Annotated in this window: 17 protein-coding genes; 10 read left to right on the top strand and 7 right to left on the bottom strand. The window is 39.8% G+C overall.

Features of this window, described 5'->3' with window-relative positions:
- Position 1 precedes the first annotated feature (1 nt).
- Both UYK_RS27085 and crtH read right to left on the bottom strand, forming a co-directional pair.
- Complete coding sequence (locus UYK_RS27085; protein WP_146004977.1) at positions 2-211, bottom strand: adenylate/guanylate cyclase domain-containing protein; 210 nt, start codon at positions 209-211, stop codon at positions 2-4.
- 65 nt (positions 212-276) lie between these two features.
- Complete coding sequence (crtH, locus tag UYK_RS0102000) at positions 277-1,821, bottom strand: carotenoid isomerase (protein ID WP_009455438.1); 1,545 nt, start codon at positions 1,819-1,821, stop codon at positions 277-279.
- 327 nt (positions 1,822-2,148) lie between these two features.
- On the opposite strand from crtH, the gene upp reads away from it, so the two are divergent.
- The 3 genes from upp to UYK_RS0101985 all read left to right on the top strand — a co-directional run bounded on the left by upp (position 2,149) and on the right by UYK_RS0101985 (position 3,673).
- Complete coding sequence (upp, locus tag UYK_RS0101995; RefSeq protein WP_009455437.1) at positions 2,149-2,799, top strand: uracil phosphoribosyltransferase; 651 nt, start codon at positions 2,149-2,151, stop codon at positions 2,797-2,799.
- Between the two features lie 74 nt (positions 2,800-2,873).
- Positions 2,874-3,227, top strand: a complete 354-nt coding sequence (locus UYK_RS0101990) for a ssl2009 family thylakoid membrane protein (protein ID WP_009455436.1) — start codon at positions 2,874-2,876, stop codon at positions 3,225-3,227.
- 161 nt (positions 3,228-3,388) lie between these two features.
- Positions 3,389-3,673, top strand: coding sequence for a YggT family protein (locus UYK_RS0101985; RefSeq protein ID WP_009455432.1), 285 nt, complete (start codon positions 3,389-3,391; stop codon positions 3,671-3,673).
- Positions 3,674-3,768: 95 nt separating this feature from the next.
- Here UYK_RS0101985 and UYK_RS0101980 read toward each other — a convergent pair whose 3' ends face one another.
- Positions 3,769-4,386, bottom strand: coding sequence for a DUF3611 family protein (locus UYK_RS0101980; RefSeq protein ID WP_009455431.1), 618 nt, complete (start codon positions 4,384-4,386; stop codon positions 3,769-3,771).
- Positions 4,387-4,594: 208 nt separating this feature from the next.
- Positions 4,595-4,849 (bottom strand): hypothetical protein, encoded by a 255-nt coding sequence (locus tag UYK_RS0101975; protein WP_009455430.1) that lies wholly within the window; start codon positions 4,847-4,849, stop codon positions 4,595-4,597.
- 568 nt (positions 4,850-5,417) lie between these two features.
- Here UYK_RS0101975 and UYK_RS0101970 point away from each other — a divergent pair.
- Together UYK_RS0101970 and sir are read left to right on the top strand one after the other, a co-directional pair.
- The gene (locus tag UYK_RS0101970; RefSeq protein ID WP_009455429.1) at positions 5,418-5,963 is read left to right on the top strand and encodes a porin family protein; all 546 of its coding nucleotides are present in this window, start codon (positions 5,418-5,420) and stop codon (positions 5,961-5,963) included.
- A 243-nt stretch (positions 5,964-6,206) separates the two neighbouring features.
- Complete coding sequence (gene sir / locus UYK_RS0101965; RefSeq protein WP_009455427.1) at positions 6,207-8,120, top strand: sulfite reductase, ferredoxin dependent; 1,914 nt, start codon at positions 6,207-6,209, stop codon at positions 8,118-8,120.
- Between the two features lie 43 nt (positions 8,121-8,163).
- Here sir and UYK_RS0101960 read toward each other — a convergent pair whose 3' ends face one another.
- A complete protein-coding gene (locus UYK_RS0101960) occupies positions 8,164-9,270 on the bottom strand; it encodes a hypothetical protein (RefSeq protein ID WP_009455424.1) in 1,107 nt (368 codons plus the stop codon).
- Between the two features lie 250 nt (positions 9,271-9,520).
- Between UYK_RS0101960 and UYK_RS0101955 the strand changes: the two genes are divergently transcribed.
- The 4 genes from UYK_RS0101955 to UYK_RS0101940 all read left to right on the top strand — a co-directional run bounded on the left by UYK_RS0101955 (position 9,521) and on the right by UYK_RS0101940 (position 13,280).
- On the top strand, positions 9,521-10,213 hold the full coding sequence (locus UYK_RS0101955; protein ID WP_009455422.1) for a Mo-dependent nitrogenase C-terminal domain-containing protein: 693 nt from the start codon (positions 9,521-9,523) through the stop codon (positions 10,211-10,213).
- 97 nt (positions 10,214-10,310) lie between these two features.
- Complete coding sequence (gene obgE, locus UYK_RS0101950) at positions 10,311-11,309, top strand: GTPase ObgE (protein ID WP_009455419.1); 999 nt, start codon at positions 10,311-10,313, stop codon at positions 11,307-11,309.
- A 501-nt stretch (positions 11,310-11,810) separates the two neighbouring features.
- Positions 11,811-12,371: a Uma2 family endonuclease gene (locus tag UYK_RS0101945; protein ID WP_016870823.1), complete on the top strand. Its 561-nt coding sequence runs from the start codon at positions 11,811-11,813 to the stop codon at positions 12,369-12,371.
- 42 nt (positions 12,372-12,413) lie between these two features.
- Entirely contained in the window at positions 12,414-13,280 is an 867-nt protein-coding gene (locus tag UYK_RS0101940) for an SDR family oxidoreductase (RefSeq protein ID WP_026086334.1), read from the top strand.
- 146 nt (positions 13,281-13,426) lie between these two features.
- Here UYK_RS0101940 and UYK_RS0101935 read toward each other — a convergent pair whose 3' ends face one another.
- Positions 13,427-14,131 carry a diacylglycerol/polyprenol kinase family protein gene (locus UYK_RS0101935; RefSeq protein ID WP_009455416.1) on the bottom strand — a complete coding sequence of 235 codons (705 nt, stop codon included), beginning with the start codon at positions 14,129-14,131 and terminating at the stop codon, positions 13,427-13,429.
- A gap of 146 nt (positions 14,132-14,277) precedes the next feature.
- Between UYK_RS0101935 and UYK_RS0101930 the strand changes: the two genes are divergently transcribed.
- A complete protein-coding gene (locus UYK_RS0101930) occupies positions 14,278-15,624 on the top strand; it encodes a lipid-A-disaccharide synthase-related protein (RefSeq protein ID WP_016870821.1) in 1,347 nt (448 codons plus the stop codon).
- Positions 15,625-15,726: 102 nt separating this feature from the next.
- On the opposite strand, the gene UYK_RS0101925 is transcribed toward UYK_RS0101930, so the two are convergent.
- Positions 15,727-17,442, bottom strand: coding sequence for a sensor histidine kinase (locus tag UYK_RS0101925; protein ID WP_016870820.1), 1,716 nt, complete (start codon positions 17,440-17,442; stop codon positions 15,727-15,729).
- Positions 17,443-17,650 lie beyond the last annotated feature (208 nt).

Raw genomic sequence — 17,650 nt, 5'->3', positions numbered from 1 at the left:
GCTAAAGTGGAAGTGGAAGTTTAGTGATCGCATCTAGCATATCCAGCGCCATGTGAGCGATCGCTTGGAAATGATTGGGATGGCGTGCAGGTAAACCATTCATATCATGTCCGCTTGAACACTTACTATTATCCGTCGGGGTCGGTAATTGGTAATGGGTAATGGGTAATTGGTGATCATGAGTTATTTTTTCACCATGCCCAATGCTCAAGATCCAAGCTTTATATCATAAGCAATTAGTCGGACATGATATCAGTTTTTTCTTGTACTTAATTCCTAATCCAACCCCAAATCTACCGCGATTCGATGAGCGCAGGCAAAACCAGAAAAAGCCACTGCATTCAAACCCTGTCCAGGAAATGTACTATCTCCTACACAATAAAGACCTGGAATTGCTGTTCTATTAAACGGCATTGCTAGCAATCCCCGCAATTTACGTCGCGGAATTGGCCCGTAAGTACCATCCTCACGACCTAAAAAGCGACGATGAGTGCGTGGTGTTGCCACTTCCAAGTAGTCTAAGCTTGCATCTAACCCCGGAAATATCTTCTCCAGGCGCTCGATAATTCGCCAAGCAGCTTTCTCTTTGTTTGCTTCATAATTCTTTGCAGATAGACCTTGCCAATCATTTATCCAATGTGGAGTAAAGGCGTGAACGATATGATAACCAGCTGGTGCTAAATCCGGGTCAAGTAACGTGGGAATCGATACAAAAATCGTACCTTCAGAATCTGCCATTTTCTCCCAGTCTTCTAATACAATATGATGGCATTCTGTCTTGGCAGGTAAACAATATGCCTGAATGCCCATATGTAGAGTCAAAAAGCTAGGCGATTTTTGATATGATTGCTGCCATTTTTTCTCATTAGACGGAAAATTTTTTTGTGGTAGTAATTTATGAAAAGTATGCCAACGTGTAGCATTAGAAACAATACGCTTAGCACGATATATCTGACCATTAGCTAATTTTACACCTACGGCTCGTCCTTTTTCTGTGAGTATTTGCGTGACTCTTGCTTGGTACTTAATGTTACCTCCAGCTTGAATCAAACCTTCTACAAGCTTTTGAGCGATTTGACCCACACCACCTTTAGGATAGTTCACACCACCATAGTGCCTGTCGGAAAACACCATTCCCGCATTGATCATCGGTGTCATGTCTGCTGGTACTACCGACCAGCAATAGCATTCCATATCGATAAATTTCAACAATAGAGGGTCTTTTATGTATCGTCGCGCTACATCTCCAGCATTTTGTGGCAAATACCTCAATAATCCCAAACAAGCTAAAGGATGTTGAAAAAACATCCGCATCAAATAGCGTGGCTCTTCTAAAGATAAGAGATCCATGCAATTTAAGCAGTTAAATACTCGCCAACATTCGTCATAGAACCGACGAATACCCTTTGCTTCGTGGGGAAAATAGGTGATGAGATTTTGTAAGAACTTTTCGTAATTCCGCTCAACTTTCAGATCAAGACCATTAGGCAGATGATAATGAATCTGCACCATGTCGGGAATTACTTCTAAACTGACATTCACAGCATCTAAAGCACGGGTAAGTAAGTTGGTTGTACCGCGTTGTCCAAATCCGAAAATCATCGAAGCACCAACATCGAAGCGATAACCGTGCCGTTCAAAATAGCCAGCGCTGCCACCTGGAATGAGATAGCGTTCTAAAACAAGTACCTTGGCCCCTTTCGCAGCCAATTGAGTTGCTGTTACCAGACCACCAATCCCAGAACCAATGATAATTGCATCATAATAGATATCGGTGATCACGGTTTGGGGATTGGGAATTTTCTTTATGGAATTAGCCATATCAACAAACTACTTTTAATTTTATGTAGTATATATAACAATTAAAATTACCATCTTCTACGTATTTATTTCCCGGCTCCCCTCGCCCCTATGCCCAAAAAAAAGAGGGAAAAGCCTGCGATCGCTGGCCAATCCCGTCTGCCGATCCTTAAAGAGAGGAGAACACTGACTATTAATATAACTTTGATTGAGAAAAACTGTCAACTATTAATGAAAAATATTATCAACAATGTTGGATGAGTGCCTATTTTAGCTAATAGCCGGATATCGGAAAGAGTATTATGATGTTTCAGTTGTTATACAATCACAGAACGCCTAATTCCGGCTATGACGCTACAATTGCGTGTTTATGTTCCACCGCATCCTTTAATCAAGCATTGGTTAGCAGTTGCCCGCGATGCTGCCACACCTTCAGTATTATTTCGCAGTGCAATGACTGAATTGGGACGCTGGCTTACCTATGAAGCTGCCCGAGAATGGTTGCCTACTCAAGATACAACGGTGCAGAGTCCTTTAGGTATCTGTCCGGCAACTTATATTGATCCAGAAGTTCCAATGGCAGTAGTGCCAATTTTGCGAGCAGGTTTAGGATTGCTAGAAGGAGCCCAAACATTACTACCATTGGCATCAATTTACCATCTTGGTTTAGTGCGGGACGAAACAACTCTACAACCATCTTGTTATTTGAACAAACTTCCAGAAAAATTTCATCCTCAAACACGAGTACTAATTACCGATCCGATGTTGGCTACAGGCGGATCAATTATTAAGGCAATGGAAGAATTAACACAACGGGGAGTTGATCCGGCTTTAACTAGAATTATTTCTGTGGTAGCAGCTCCCCCGGCTTTACAAAAATTAGGTGCGGCTTATCCTGGTTTAATAATTTACACTGCGACCATAGATGAGCAAGTAAATGACCGGGGATTTATTGTCCCAGGTTTGGGGGATGCAGGCGATCGCACCTTTGGGACTTAAGCTAGTATGCAGCTAGAAGTGGAAAGTTATTAACCAACCCAAAAGTGCAGCTTTTTTTATTGGCGGTAATAGATATGAGTCAGCGTGATGGTTTTGCAAGTGGTTTTTTCTTCGGAGCGATAGTTGGTAGTGTAGTAGGTGGTGTTTTGGGTGCAGTTGTTGCTTCTCGCGGCGATAGCGAGTTAGCAGCAGAACAAGAGGAGCAAATCTCTATTAACCCAACAGAAGCCAAAAAATTATCTCTGCGACGGCGTCATATAAAGAGTTCAGAAACCGACAGCATGGAGATGGAAACAGCACGGCGATCCCTGGAAGATAAAATAGCCCAGTTGAATGCCACAATAGATGAAGTGCGGCAGCAACTGGGCAACGTTAATAGTAACTCTAGTCAGGCGGTGAATGAAAGGTCTCTCACGAAAGATGCTTGAAAGCTGGGAAGGGGAACGACTTATCAGTTATCAGTTATCAAATTAAACTGGTAACTGTTAACTGATTTGGTGAAAACATACACCATGACCTGAGCTAGCTTAAAATCTAAGATATTAAGACCAAAATAGACACTTACACAGGAAAGGAAACTAACCAATCCATGTATTTACTGATTTCCACACTTGCTACTTTCATTAATATTTATAGCACCCTCTTAATTATCAGGGTTCTACTGACTTGGTTCCCCAACATCAACTGGTACAATCAACCATTTGCTGCTTTGAGCCAAATCACTGACCCCTATTTGAACATTTTCCGTAACATCATTCCCCCCTTGGGTGGAATGGATTTCTCGCCGATATTGGCATTTTTAGTACTCAATATCATTGGCTCTTTGTTAATACAAGGTGTAAACTCTCTGGCAAGCCTGCCATCGTTTGGGTGAATGCAAAGGAAAAAAATATATGAGTTTGTTTGTAGAGACGACAGATGATCAACGTCTCTACAATTTATCTGTTTCTGTAGAATCGGACAAGTTGCTTACAATTCAGGATGTAGCCAATTAAAAAGTCCCAAAGAAGCAACTGCCCCTATAAAATGAGCAGTGATACCAGTCATACTAGCCGTAGCGACAAAAATATCGAGCGAGCGAATAATACGATTCGGGTCATAGATTGCTACTCCCTGGGGCTGGGCGATAGATTTTGACAGTAGCACACCCAAGCCTGAGCCTCCTCCCAGAATAGTTAGCAACATGCCAACAAAACCAGCAATCACAGCAACTCGCAGTACTTTCATGACTTCTGCTTTGTGTGGATGTAAGGCGGGATCAGGATTGCGGAGTCGTTTGGAAAAGCGAGTGATGCGAAAAGCTAAATAAAGAGTAAATAACAGAGCTAAAATGCCACAAATTCCCCAAAATATACTAATGCCAATTCCAGGGGTTGTGCCTTGAGTGTAGGTAGGAACTGGTACTCCTGGGGTGGGTGCTACTGCTTGACTAAAGTTACGACCTGAAATGGCAAATATTAACATTAGTGCGGAAGCTGCTCCCAACCCAAGCTGTAACCAGAAGCTAACCCAACCAACAAGATGCAAAATGTTGGCAATTCTTTCTATTTTGGGATTAAGAGTGTATACTTCCGATTGAGCTTGCATGGTTTTTGATCAGACTAGAATCAGGATAAAATCTTTCTGATCTCAACCATAGGTATGTCCTCAGAGAATAACGACCTTCCTAAGAAAGAATGTCTTTGAGTCAAACTCATACTTCAGTCGCTGTCTTAAGAAGTATTACAGCATTGCAATCAGAACAATAAAAGGGAACGGGGATGGGAGACAGGGGATCAGGAATGATTAATAACCATTACCCATTCCCTGCAACACTAAACTCCTGATTACGAATATAGTGTTCCGTATCACGATAGTGCGAATCTAGCCAACAACGCGGTAAAGACTCACCAGAGGGGAACATCATTTCCCACTTCATGTATGAATCAGGTTCTTGTAATTCTTCACCTGCGTGAGTTACCCCCATTACTTCTTTGATACAGGGGTTGAAGAGTCGGTCTAGAGTCAAAATCTCGACTAGAGTTCCTGAGGGTTTATGCATCAAGAACATAGTAATTCTCCTATGTCAAGAGCTACTAATTAAATCCTAGATCGAACTCATTCCTTAGACTTAATTCCGAAATAGTTTGCAAAAATAATACACATCAAGATATTAATTGTCTTTACTTAGCTTGCGTTGGCTTGTCAGACTACTAGTGTTTTAAAAATCAAATAGGTGTCCTATAGAAAGGACAATCATATTTGATGTATGAAGTTTTCGTGTTTAGGTAATATTGAATATGCAATTAATAATTTGAGAAATAGAAGACGAATCCTTAGAAAAAATGTTTCTTGTCAAACTATTTTTTTCATATTGTGCCATTACAAAAACTGTCTATTTGATATCCCAAAAATTGGATTGAATGAATTATTGACATATTTATATATTTATTTAAACTTGCAACTGCCATATTGACCGTAGATGATCGCTAGGACTGTTTTCCGGGCTAAAATTTAGGCTTGTTAATATTGCTGCAAGATTCAAATCATGCAATTTTTTTAGAAAAATCTTGGAACATATTTGTACTATTTTCGACATTACATATACAAGCAAATCATACAATTTTTTGGTCAAAGATATGCAAAGATTTTTCAAGTCTGTTTTGACAATTTCTGCTTTATCTTCTTTGGTAATTGCTCCTGTTTTTCTATCAATTGATACTGCTTCTGCTCAACCTGTTCCTATTAAAAAAGGTACAGATGCTAGCTACGTCGGTGCTGGTTTTGCTGCTGGTGTCACCAGCGGCGGACAAAACAATGATGACGCTACATTCGGTGGTAATGTTGCTGGTCGTTTGAAGCTTGGTAGCACTCCTTTCTCTGCACGCGGTCAAATCAACTTTAGTAGTGAGACGAGCGCAATCACCCCCTATGTTTCCGCTGATGTGGGTATTGCTAATAACACTAATGCTTTTGTCGGTGTTGGTTATCAATTTGTGGAGTCAAACGGTAAACCAACTCCCAGTGGTAACAAAGATGCTGTGGCAGTGGTTGCGGGTGTAGAATCTGAAGTTGCTAAAAACTTTCTCGTTTATGGTAATACCACTTTAGGAATTAATGCTTATGAAAATAGCTCTGCTTCTGCTGTGAGCATTAATGGCGGTATCGGCTATCGATTTAAGTAGCTTGGTTGTTTGGTTAGCCAAAAAATTTTTGGAGAACGTAACAAATAACTGATAATTTATAAGTAACATTGCTGGGTTTGCTAATTATTGTATTACTGAAAAACCCAGCTTTTTGTCGTGTTAAAATTAGACTATTCTTCTTATTGCCGACCGGATTACCGGGAAACAATTAGCCGAATGGGTGCTTCTAAATTCACGCTTCGGCGCTTACCGATGCCTTCTTGAGAACACATATAATTAGCAATGGTTAAATCCGCTCCTCTTCCCATCGCCAGCCGTAAGCCTTCTAAAGTAGAAGCAATCAAAGAACGCAGTAATTTTTTGCGTGAACCAGTCGCTACAGAAATTCTCCAGGATACAACGCATTTTAGCGAAGATGCGGTACAAATCCTTAAGTTTCACGGATCTTATCAGCAGGATAACCGGGATAATCGGGTAAAAGGGCAGGAAAAAGATTATCAGTTTATGCTGCGGACAAAAAATCCTGGTGGTTTTGTACCGCCGCAGTTATATCTGGCTCTAGATAAACTAGCTGATGAATATGGCAATCATACTTTGCGTGCTACTACCAGGCAAGGATTTCAGTTACACGGAATTTTAAAGAAAAATCTCAAAGCAGCGATCGCTAGTATTGTCACAAACATGGGTTCGACGCTGGGAGCTTGTGGTGACTTGAACCGCAATGTTATGGCTCCTCCAGCACCTTTTAAAAACAGTAAAGAATACCAGTACGCCTGGGAATATGCCGAGAATGTCGCTGAGTTACTTACACCGCAAACCGGTGCTTACTACGAAATTTGGTTAGATGGCGAAAAAGCCATCAGTGGTGAAGAAAACCCAGAAGTCAAAGCAGCAAGAGAACGCAATGGCACTGGTACTATTTTTCACGACAAAGAAGAACCTATTTATGGCACATACTACATGCCACGCAAATTCAAGGTTTGCGTTACAGTTCCCGGTGACAACTCGATTGATTTGTACAGTCAAGACCTCACCTTAGTGGTAATTACTGATAACGAAGGAGAACTAGCAGGATTTAATGTCTTTGCTGGTGGTGGTTTAGGACGTACACACAACAAAGAAGAAACTTTCGCCAGAGTTGCAGATGAAATTTGCTACGTGGCAAAAGAAGATGTTTATGATATGGTGAAAGCGATCGTCGCCACTCAAAGAGATTATGGCGATCGCACAGACCGTCGTCACGCCAGATTAAAATATCTAATCCATGATTGGGGCGTTGATAAGTTTCGGGCGATGGTGGAAGAATATTTTGGCAAACCGCTAGAACCTTTCAAACCTCTACCACAGTGGAAATACGAGGATTTCCTCGGTTGGCATGAACAAGGTGATGGCAAGCTGTTCTTAGGTATTTCCATCGACAATGGCCGGATCAAAGATGAAGGCGACTTCCAACTGAAAACCGCTTTACGGCAAATAGTCGAGCAGTACAACTTGCCTATCCGCTTGACTCCCCATCAAAATGTGATTCTCTACGATATTGCACCCGAGAATAAACAAGCTATTGAAGAGACTCTCAATGGTTATGGTGTTGTCACCAATATTGATAGCATTGACCAGATTTTCCGTTACTCGATGGCTTGTCCAGCCTTACCTACTTGCGGTTTAGCAATTACGGAATCAGAACGAGCTATTCCCGGAATTCTAGAACGGATTCGCGCTTTGTTAAATAAAGTGGGTTTACCAAATGAGCATTTTGTGGTAAGAATGACAGGATGCCCCAACGGTTGCGCTCGTCCGTATATGGCAGAATTAGGGTTTGTGGGTAGCGCTCCCGAAAGTTATCAGATATGGTTGGGTGGTTCGCCAGACCAAACTAGGTTGGCCAAGGCTTATATTGATAAGTTACATCATAATGATCTAGAAACTTTCCTAGAGCCAATTTTTGTGTACTTTAAAAAGTCACGTAAAAAAGGTGAAAGCTTTGGGGATTTTTGCGATCGCGTTGGGTTTGATGCAATTCGTAAGTTTACTGAATCCTACAAATCCAAGCTTGCTAAAGCTGCAAATGTTGGACGCCATCGGATTACTGTCCGGGATGATATTTATGCGGTGCTGAAGAAAACTGCTCAAAGTCAAGGTAAGTCGATGACGGATGTGGTGGATGAAGCGTTAAAGCTTTATTTGAAGACGGAGTGATACAGATCCCCGACTTTTCTAAAAAGTCGGGGATCTTGTTACCTTACACTAGTCCTGAGTAACTATTTTTCAAAACCTGTTCTATTGAACCGAGTTTTTTGAAATCACTAATCATCATGCAAGCTCTTGTTTCTCGGTTGTTAAGTATGTCTTTAAGGGGTGCGAGCAAATTCACGTCTGGATCTTCGCCTAATGCAACTTCCGCAGCTTGCAAAACTTGGGAAGCGATCGCGAAAATCTCTTGATTGTTAAATCCTTCTTTTGCAGAGATTTGATGTCTTTCAGCATCTGGAATTATTGCTCTTCCTGGTAATGATGTATCCAAAACTAGACCTTTCAATAATGCTAGTAATGCAGCATACATCGAAAAGTCATCACAACTATCAAATGATTTGAATTCTATTCGACCAACTTCTGCGGGAATGCGTGCGATTTTTGTCAGCGAAGGTGTAGACTGAATCAACTGTTCAGGTTTTTCTACAAATACAATTGCTGCGGCTCTTTTACCTGTTCTGATAAATGTCCTTACCGATAAACCTTGCCACAAATCACCTTGATAAAAAGGAGAACTAAAACTAAAAGGAACAATATAAGGACTGTAATAAGTTAATTTTTTTGCAATATCAATTAAACTTTCATAAGATAAACCAGGGAATGATAAATTTAAATCTGGTCCATAACTAACCATAAAAATATGAGCAGTTTGTTCATCAGGGTTAGCCTGCAAGATACTACGTTCATATTTATTAAGTGGAGGATCAGGCTGAAAAACAGTTTTGTAGGGATTAAAACTAACTAAAATTGGTGAAAAATCAAATTTTGCAGCCACTTGACGTAGTAAGCAAAAACTTTCTGACAATTCATTAATAGCAGATTTAATATCAGGATTTATTGTTGTTCTGATTTCAATTCCTTTGGGAATACAATCTATGAGTTTTTGATCTTCTGCAAATCTCTCAAATCCTTCGATGTACCACCTTTTTTTCCTAATACCAGCATCTCCAATACATAATTGCGTTGAGTCGTGAGGGTATATGGGTAGTGGTTCGATAATTTGATTAAAATCAGTAAATTTTGTGCAAGAAAAATCTGCAAACTCTCCTTCTGAGTTTAGAAAAGCAACTTCATGCTCAATGCCAAAATAAAACATTTTTATACCTTTGATTTAATCTTGATATTCTTGGGACTCAACCTGTAACTAACCCTTTTTAGAGAGCTTAATTAAAAAAATTCTCAATAATCTTAACACAACAAAAAACGATAAAGAGAGGGTTAGACATAAGAAAATTTAAAATTGTAAATAAAATTACCATATAAAATACTTGAAAAGTTTATGCTGTCTTCAGCCTCATGCCTTCTTGTACTAGTATGGATTTGGGAAAAGCTAGAGGCGTGAGTTTATGACAAGTGCCGTTCAATCTCCCTACAGTAGTGAACAAATAGCAGCATGGCTGCGTGGATTACTGACTATTGCTTGGGCAGATGGTGACTTTGACGACCAAGAACAAGAATTAATTGCCAGCATCACCAAGGATAAACTGGCTCCTGAGACCAACTTAGAGTCTTTAGATGTTATTGAACCAGAGGAATTGGCTACTGTTTTAGGTCGCGGTACGCCAGCAGCAGAAAATTTCTTACGTACAGCTGTGATGGTGGCGATCGCTGATGGTACATATTCTAAAAGTGAAGATTATCTTCTACATGAGTTGTGTAAGGCTTTGGGAGAACCGGAGAACTTACTTGAGGCTCTGCGTCATACTTTAGAATTTCATCCCACAGAGCCAGTAGAACAGCAGTTAGAGACTCCTTTAGTTATCGCACCTACAAAGCGTCAACTTGACGCATTACAGCCAGTTCGCGACTGGCTAGATGGACTAGACATCCAAGATCCCAGAGTTGCACGCTTTTTATGCAAAATGATTCCTTCCCAGTGTCCATTTGAGCGTGATGTGAAGCTATTTGGACGCAAAATCGTGCATATCCCACCGTTGTGTAAACTTAATCCGCTTTATGATCAGCTAGTCGGCTTACGTTTCCGCGCCCTCTCCTATTTAGCAGATGAATGTGGTGAGGATGTTTCGGAATATATTTAGTTAATGGTTTAGGTTTAGTAGTTATTAGTTAGTAGTTAGTGGTTAATTGTTAGTGCTTGATGGCTAATAACAATGACCCATTACCCATTACCCATTTATGCAATTCATTGATCAAGCAGAAATTGAAGTAGCAGCAGGTAAGGGAGGCGATGGGATCGTCGCTTTCCGACGAGAAAAGTATGTACCAGCAGGTGGTCCATCTGGCGGTAATGGTGGAAAAGGCGGTTCGGTGCTTTTACGTGCTGTAGAAAGTCTGCAAACCTTACTTGACTTCAGATACAACCATCGTTTCCAAGCAGAAAATGGTTCCCGCGGTGGTCCAAATAATCGCACCGGGGCAAATGGCAAGGATTTGGTGATCGAAGTTCCCTGCGGTACGGTAGTTTATGATGCCGAAACAGAGGAAATACTGGGGGATTTGGTAGAACCTGGGCAAGAGTTGCTAGTTGCTAAAGGTGGTAAAGGTGGACTGGGTAATCAGTATTTTTTGAGTAACCGTAATCGCGCCCCAGAGTATGCTTTACCAGGGTTACCAGGAGAAGTTAAGCAGCTGCGTTTGGAGTTAAAACTTCTGGCAGAAGTAGGGATTATTGGTTTACCAAATGCTGGAAAATCTACTCTAATATCTGCTTTATCAGCAGCACGCCCCAAAATTGCTGACTATCCCTTCACTACTCTTGTGCCAAATCTGGGTGTGGTGCGTAAACCCAATGGTGATGGTACAGTTTTTGCCGACATTCCAGGATTAATTGCAGGTGCTTCTCAAGGGGCGGGGTTGGGATATGATTTCCTACGCCATATTGAACGTACGCGAGTGCTGTTGCACTTAATTGATGCAACTAGTGAAGATGCGATCGCAGACTATAAAATCATTCAACAAGAATTGCATGATTATGGCAGGGGTTTATCAGATCGTCCACAAATTTTAGCTCTCAACAAAATCGACGCCGTAGATAAGGAAAGTGTGGATTTAGAGGCATTAGCAACACAACTTAATCATCTTTCCCACGCCCCAGTATTCTTAATTTCTGCTGTTACTGGTACTGGTTTAGAGCCAATGCTACAAGAAATTTGGTCAGTGCTAGAAACAATTTAATTAAGTAAAAAATCTGAGGTATAAAATATGACTGCTACTGAGAATACTGGTAGTACTCGACCACATAAGTTATAAAAATCAATGTGGTGAACAACTAGTAGTTTGGCAAGGCAAATTTTTGGGGCAGAGTAATAAACCGCCAAGTACGCCAAGAAAAGGAGAAAAAGAGAATTTGAAAATCGCTAAAAGTTAATTTATGTAAAAGTTTTTAACTTTATAACTATTTGTATCTAAGAAAATTTGTTTAATTGTAACAATTGATTCTGTAGACGTAAGCGTTCTGATAGGGTAATACTTTAAGATAGTAACTGGGTGATATTAGCTTAGTATCAAGCTATTTTCACTATGAAGAACAAAAGTATCTGATATGACTTCGTTAGTGTGGTTGCTACGACGTCTACAAAGTCATGGCTATCAACAGAGTTTGATATTCCAACCAAGGGTGCTGATTTCAAAAAAATTCTGACAACTTAACTTAGTAAATTTACATAGTCTCCGAGTATGTATACTCACAGCAAATTTTTGAATCTCAGCGTTGAAGAGTATTTGCAATTTGAACTAGAAAGCCGCATTCGTCACGAATATCTTGCGGGTCAAGTCTATCCAATGCGAGAAGATAGTAATAAAAGTAAAGTCATTACTAGCAACATATTGACTCGATTACGTACACATTTGTTTTGTACAGACTATCGAGTTTATTCATCAGAGATGAAGATTAGAATCCCTAATTTAAACATTTTTTATTATCCAAATATCTCTGTCACCTGTAACCCTCAAGATCGAGAAAAATTTTATAAAAGTCAACCTTGTTTGATAGTGGAAGTATTTTCATCGGCAACGGAACGTATTCATCGTAATGAAAAGTTGATGAATTATCGGCAATTACAAAACTTACAAGAATACGTTTTAGTTTCAGAATCGGAAATTAAGGTTGAAGTCTACCGCAAAAACAATCAAAATAATTGGTTTGTGGAAGAACTAGGAAAAGAAGATAATCTACAATTATCTTCGGTAGGCTTAGAAATAGCGATCGCAGATATTTATGAAGACGTAAGGACGTAAATTTCATGTTATTCTCTGCCTGAATAGCGTGAGATTTTCATGATGCACAAACTATTAGTTACTGGAGCTAGTGGATTTTTAGGTTGGCATCTTTGCCAATTGGCAAATCTAGATTGGGAAGTCTATGGAACCTACTTGACTCATGCTGTAGAAATTCCCAATACCAAATTGCAGAAAGTCAATTTAACAAACTTTCAGGAATTAAAACAGATATTTAATGAAATTCAGCCAGCCGCAGTCATTCATACCGCAGCACAATCACAACCTAATTATTGCCAAAATCATCCTGAGGAATCTTACGCAACTAATGTCATAGTCTCCCAAAACATTGCTGATTTGTGTGCAGATGCTTCTATTCCTTGCGTGTTTACATCTACCGACCTTGTTTTTGATGGCTTAAATCCTCCTTATCGAGAAACAGATCCCGTATGTCCTGTAAATAGATACGGTGAGCAAAAAGTGATGGCAGAAGTGGGAATGTTAGAACGCTATCCGATGACTGCTGTGTGTAGAATGCCATTAATGTTTGGTGCAGCCACACCCACTGCTACCAGCTTTATACAGCCGTTCATCAAAACTCTGCAAGAGGGCAAAGAACTAAAATTATTTCTAGATGAATTTCGTACACCAGTAAGTGCCACTACCGCAGCCAAAGGACTGTTACTAGCATTAGAAAAAGTACAAGGAATAATTCACTTGGGTGGTCAAGAAAGAATTTCTCGCTATGATTTTGGATGTTTACTAGTAGAAATATTTCAATTACCTACTACTGGATTAAAAGCTTGTCGACAACAAGATGTAAAAATGGCTGCCCCCAGACCCCGTGATGTTTCCTTAGACAGTTCTAAAGCTTTTGCATTAGGGTATCAACCTCTATCTTTGAGAGCAGAATTAGAGAAATTAGTTTAGCCATATCCCGCCTTGGAATAAATTCCAATGCTAATAGCACAAGTCCGTTTCCAACGGACTAAAAGACTTTGTTAGTCAGATAAATCTAACTTTAGCTATTAGCCCCTGTGAAAATCTGGTGCAACCTCTCATATTCCTAATTGAAATCAAACCAAACTTGTTGTTGCAATAACTGTAGCTGGAATTAAAAGATTATCTATTTCTTTTGGACTACATCCTTCCACCAAAACTGCAACAAGAGCAACTATGAAAATCCGACTAATATTAAAATTGCTGGGAATAATTAGCCACACAAAAAATATACTAGCAGCAAAAGCAAAAATAAACATTGCCAGGCTTCCTTCCACTGTTTTATTGCTGAATATTTCATATTTCCATCTACCATATCTTGAGCCAATAATTGGTGCAAAACCATCTCCCCAACCCAAACAGGCCATAGCAACAATCCCAGGAAAAGTTTTGTAAAATAAAGTTCCACAAATAATAGCTACAACTACAAAATAAAGTGGCCCTTTGAGTAATTCACCTCTATCACCTGTACGAGTCATGGTTTTGACAGCCTCATCATTAGGCTCAGCAAAAAAACCTTTTTGTACTAAAAGGATTAGCCACACAAACATAATTAAAATATTCAGGTATTTTGACCAATGTAAGTCACTATACAATGGCAAAAATATAATGATGGAACCAGCACCAATATGTGTAATTTTGCGACTAATATCCTGAGGTAGACCAAAACGAGTAACGCAGAAATTCATCAACGCTACTAACCCAAAAACATAAATAAAAGTCAGCACAGTTACGATTAAATTTCCGACGGACGGGCTGATTCCTAAGGTAGTAGATAGCATACTCAGCAATTAATGTTTAAATATGACATAGACTTCATCATCCCAAAAAGAGTAGCCTGGCTCAAGTTGATGAGTTTTTTGTGTATTTATTAACCTGATCAAATAACATGTAAAATAATCTAGCTTTTGCCTGTTGCTGTCTACTTATGAGTGAAGTGTCCCCTTTAACCCCTAACTCTCAAATCCAAGAAACAAATTCTCACCTGCGGTTGTTAGTTTTGAGCAATGGTCATGGAGAAGATGCGATCGCAGTCCGGATTGTACAGGAACTTCAGCAGCAGGTGCACCCACCAGACATTTTTGCTCTGCCTTTGGTAGGTGAAGGATACGCCTACCAAAAGTTAAATATTCCCCTGATTGGTTCAGTACGTGCCATGCCTTCTGGTGGATTTATTTACATGGACGGATGGCAGTTTCTACGTGATATGGGTGGGGGACTAATACAACTGACTTTTGACCAAATTCTAACTATCCGCAGTTGGGTCAATTCTCAAGAAAAATCTGGCAAAAATCACGCCATCTTAGCTGTGGGGGATCTTTTGCCGTTATTTTTTGCTTGGATGAGTGGTACTAAATATGCTTTTGTAGGCACAGCAAAATCAGAGTACCATGTACGGGATGAACAGGGATTATTAAAACGCGATCATCCACTGGCGCACTTGGGGCATTTTTCTGGTTCAGTTTACCATCCTTGGGAACGTTGGTTAATGAGCCATTACCGTTGTAAGGCAGTATTTCCCAGGGATTCGTTAACAACGAAGATATTACAAAAGTGGCCTATTCCCGTCTTTGATATGGGAAATCCTATGATGGATGGTTTAGAACCAACCTTTCCTACAGCACGATTTTATAGTATTGATAGCGAAAAACGAGAATTGGGTAGACCGCTAATTATCACTCTTCTACCAGGTTCACGCCCTCCAGAAGCTTACGCTAACTGGCAGAAAATTTTACTTGCAGTGTCTGCATTAATAGATATGCAGCAGACGCATGATTGGGACAAATTTGTATTTTTAGGTGCGATCGCTCCTAGTTTACACTTTGCTAGTATGCACCAAATTCTCCAATCTCACGGTTGGTATCCTCACCCAGATTGCCCTGTGACAATTCCTGATGACAGTGCATTGACTTTTTACCAAAAAAATGCATATTTTATCTTGACACAAAAAGCTTACAACGACTGCCTGCATATGGCAGATATCGCGATCGCAATGGCAGGAACAGCAACAGAACAATTTGTTGGTTTGGGTAAACCAGCAATCACTATGCCAGGAAAAGGGCCGCAGTTTAACCCCAAGTTTGCACAAACCCAAAGTCGGCTTTTGGGGCCAAGCGTCATTTTAGTAGAAGAACCCCATGAAGTTGCCCAAGCAGTGCGATCGCTTTTTGCCAACCCAGATAAATTGCATGTCATTGCCGAAAATGGCCTGCGAAGGATGGGTAAAGCAGGTGCAGCAAAGCGGATTGCAGAATGTTTGATGGAAAAATTGTAAATTAGGCAATAGGCAATAGCGAACTCTTGACAGCAGGGAATAGGGAACATTTAATTTTGAATTTTGAATTACTTTTACCCACACTCCCCACACTCCCCACCTCTACCCTCTCGCAACTGGCAAAATCACCCTAAATTCCGTTCCCACGTTTAATGCGGAATTAAAAGTCAGCTGACCACCGTGTTTTTCGACAACTATCTGATGAGTAATCGCTAAACCTAAACCAGTACCAATACCTCGTGGTTTTGTTGTAAAGAAAGTGTCAAATATTTTATCTTGATTTTCTATAGTAATACCAGGGCCATTATCCGCTATTCGCACTACAACCCAATCACTATTCATGGATTCTGTGTTAATAGTAATCACGGGTACAAATTGTCTATCTTGAGCAACTTTTTCTTCTAAAGCATCAATGGCATTGATTAACAAGTTCATAAATACTTGATAGAGTAAACCCGTATAACCTCTAACAGATTGAATATCTCCATAATTGCAAATAACTTGAATACCTTTTTTCAGACGATGTTGCAGAATTAATAGTGTACTGTCTATACAAGTATGTAAATTAACCGACTGAGCTTCACAGTTATCCAAACGAGAAAAATCCTTTAAACTCCGGATGATTTCTCGTGTCCTTTCTGCCCCAAATTCGATTGAATTGATGAGTTTTGGTAAATCCTCTGCGATAAATTCAAAGTCAATATCTTCTTTTTTCGCTTCTATTGCTGGGTTAGGATCGGGAAATTCAACTTTATATGTTTGCAATAAGTCAAATAAGTCGTTTATATAGGTTTTGGCACTGCTTAAATTACCATAGATAAAATTTATGGGATTATTGATTTCATGAGCAATACCAGCAATCATTCTACCTAAGCTAGATAGCTTTTCGCTTTGAATGAGTCGTGCTTCAGCCTCAGCTTTTTGTTCTTTTAAAAGATATTTTACTTGTTGGATCAACTGATTAAGAGAATCAGCGAGAGTACCGACTTCATCTTTTGTTGTCACGGATACTCGCAAGTCAAAATTGTTTTCTTGGGTGACTTTTTGGGCAACAAAATTGAGGGTTTGCAAGGGACGTACAATGATATAACTTGTGTAGATAGCCAAAGTGGCAGCGATCGCAGTTGATAGTAAAATGCTACTAATAATAATTAGAGCTTGCAGTACTGATGCTTGATTTTGGGCTTGATCAGCTTCTTCTTGGCGATCGCGAACTGTTTTGGCAATTTTGTTTAACTCCTGGCTAAATTCATAAAAATCAAGTGCAGTTGTACTGCGGCTAAATTGCAGAATTAATTCTTGTGCTTTTGGCGCTTCCTGGGGGCTAGAAACTAGTGACGAAATCTGATCTAGAAGTGTCCTCAACTGCTGGAAATAAAGGCTGACAGTACCATCATACTTTTTTAGTAATGCCAGTAAATCTGCTTGTGATCTACTTCGACTAAATTCCTCCAACTGAGAAAATAACTTTTCAGCTTCTGCTACATTAGTTTTTAACTCAGAAGCTTCCTGTAGCAGCCTTGGCTTTTGATTCAAAAAAGGTACAATTCCTTGCTGGTAGGACTGGATTTCTAACAGCTCTCCTTGAAGGGTACTAAATAAATGACTTTCTTCATCCGCCATGATCATTTGATATCTGGCTTGTTGGTAGTGATTTCTACCAATCAACAGTCCCGCTGTTGTTCCTAAAACTGCAACTCCCAGGGAAAGACCATATCCAAGAATAATTTTTTGTCGAATACTGAGCTGATGGAACACTCGTTTAACCAGGTTGTAGTAATGCTCTGGCAAATGTTTTAATTCAGATAAGGGGATCATGATCTAGTAAGATGTTGCAGTTTTCCATCTGGCGGATTTCTAGCATAAAAAAATCTTGTTATTAGCAGCTAAGTATAAATTTAATATGTAGATTTTTCTCAGTTTATCAAAACATACTTCTCTCGACCCTGGTGAAAAATACTGAAACTATTAATATTAGAAGCAGGATGAAATCAGTGAACAGTAAACAGTGATCAATTGCTAACTG

The sequence above is a fragment of the Fischerella thermalis PCC 7521 genome, from assembly GCF_000317225.1.
GTDB lineage: Bacteria > Cyanobacteriota > Cyanobacteriia > Cyanobacteriales > Nostocaceae > Fischerella > Fischerella thermalis.
The sequence above is the reverse complement of the archived record's forward strand: the minus strand, read 5'-3'. Positions and strand labels throughout refer to the sequence as shown.

Excerpts from the sequence above, each read along its gene's own strand:
- crtH (WP_009455438.1), bottom strand. The coding sequence starts at position 1,821 with ATGGCTAATTCCATAAAGAAAATTCCCAATCCCCAAACCGTGATCACC.
- upp (WP_009455437.1), top strand. The coding sequence starts at position 2,149 with ATGACGCTACAATTGCGTGTTTATGTTCCACCGCATCCTTTAATCAAG.
- UYK_RS0101990 (WP_009455436.1), top strand. The coding sequence starts at position 2,874 with ATGAGTCAGCGTGATGGTTTTGCAAGTGGTTTTTTCTTCGGAGCGATA.
- UYK_RS0101985 (WP_009455432.1), top strand. The coding sequence starts at position 3,389 with ATGTATTTACTGATTTCCACACTTGCTACTTTCATTAATATTTATAGC.
- UYK_RS0101980 (WP_009455431.1), bottom strand. The coding sequence starts at position 4,386 with ATGCAAGCTCAATCGGAAGTATACACTCTTAATCCCAAAATAGAAAGA.
- UYK_RS0101975 (WP_009455430.1), bottom strand. The coding sequence starts at position 4,849 with ATGTTCTTGATGCATAAACCCTCAGGAACTCTAGTCGAGATTTTGACT.
- UYK_RS0101970 (WP_009455429.1), top strand. The coding sequence starts at position 5,418 with ATGCAAAGATTTTTCAAGTCTGTTTTGACAATTTCTGCTTTATCTTCT.
- sir (WP_009455427.1), top strand. The coding sequence starts at position 6,207 with ATGGTTAAATCCGCTCCTCTTCCCATCGCCAGCCGTAAGCCTTCTAAA.
- UYK_RS0101960 (WP_009455424.1), bottom strand. The coding sequence starts at position 9,270 with ATGTTTTATTTTGGCATTGAGCATGAAGTTGCTTTTCTAAACTCAGAA.
- UYK_RS0101955 (WP_009455422.1), top strand. The coding sequence starts at position 9,521 with ATGACAAGTGCCGTTCAATCTCCCTACAGTAGTGAACAAATAGCAGCA.
- obgE (WP_009455419.1), top strand. The coding sequence starts at position 10,311 with ATGCAATTCATTGATCAAGCAGAAATTGAAGTAGCAGCAGGTAAGGGA.
- UYK_RS0101945 (WP_016870823.1), top strand. The coding sequence starts at position 11,811 with ATGTATACTCACAGCAAATTTTTGAATCTCAGCGTTGAAGAGTATTTG.
- UYK_RS0101940 (WP_026086334.1), top strand. The coding sequence starts at position 12,414 with ATGCACAAACTATTAGTTACTGGAGCTAGTGGATTTTTAGGTTGGCAT.
- UYK_RS0101935 (WP_009455416.1), bottom strand. The coding sequence starts at position 14,131 with ATGCTATCTACTACCTTAGGAATCAGCCCGTCCGTCGGAAATTTAATC.
- UYK_RS0101930 (WP_016870821.1), top strand. The coding sequence starts at position 14,278 with ATGAGTGAAGTGTCCCCTTTAACCCCTAACTCTCAAATCCAAGAAACA.
- UYK_RS0101925 (WP_016870820.1), bottom strand. The coding sequence starts at position 17,442 with ATGATCCCCTTATCTGAATTAAAACATTTGCCAGAGCATTACTACAAC.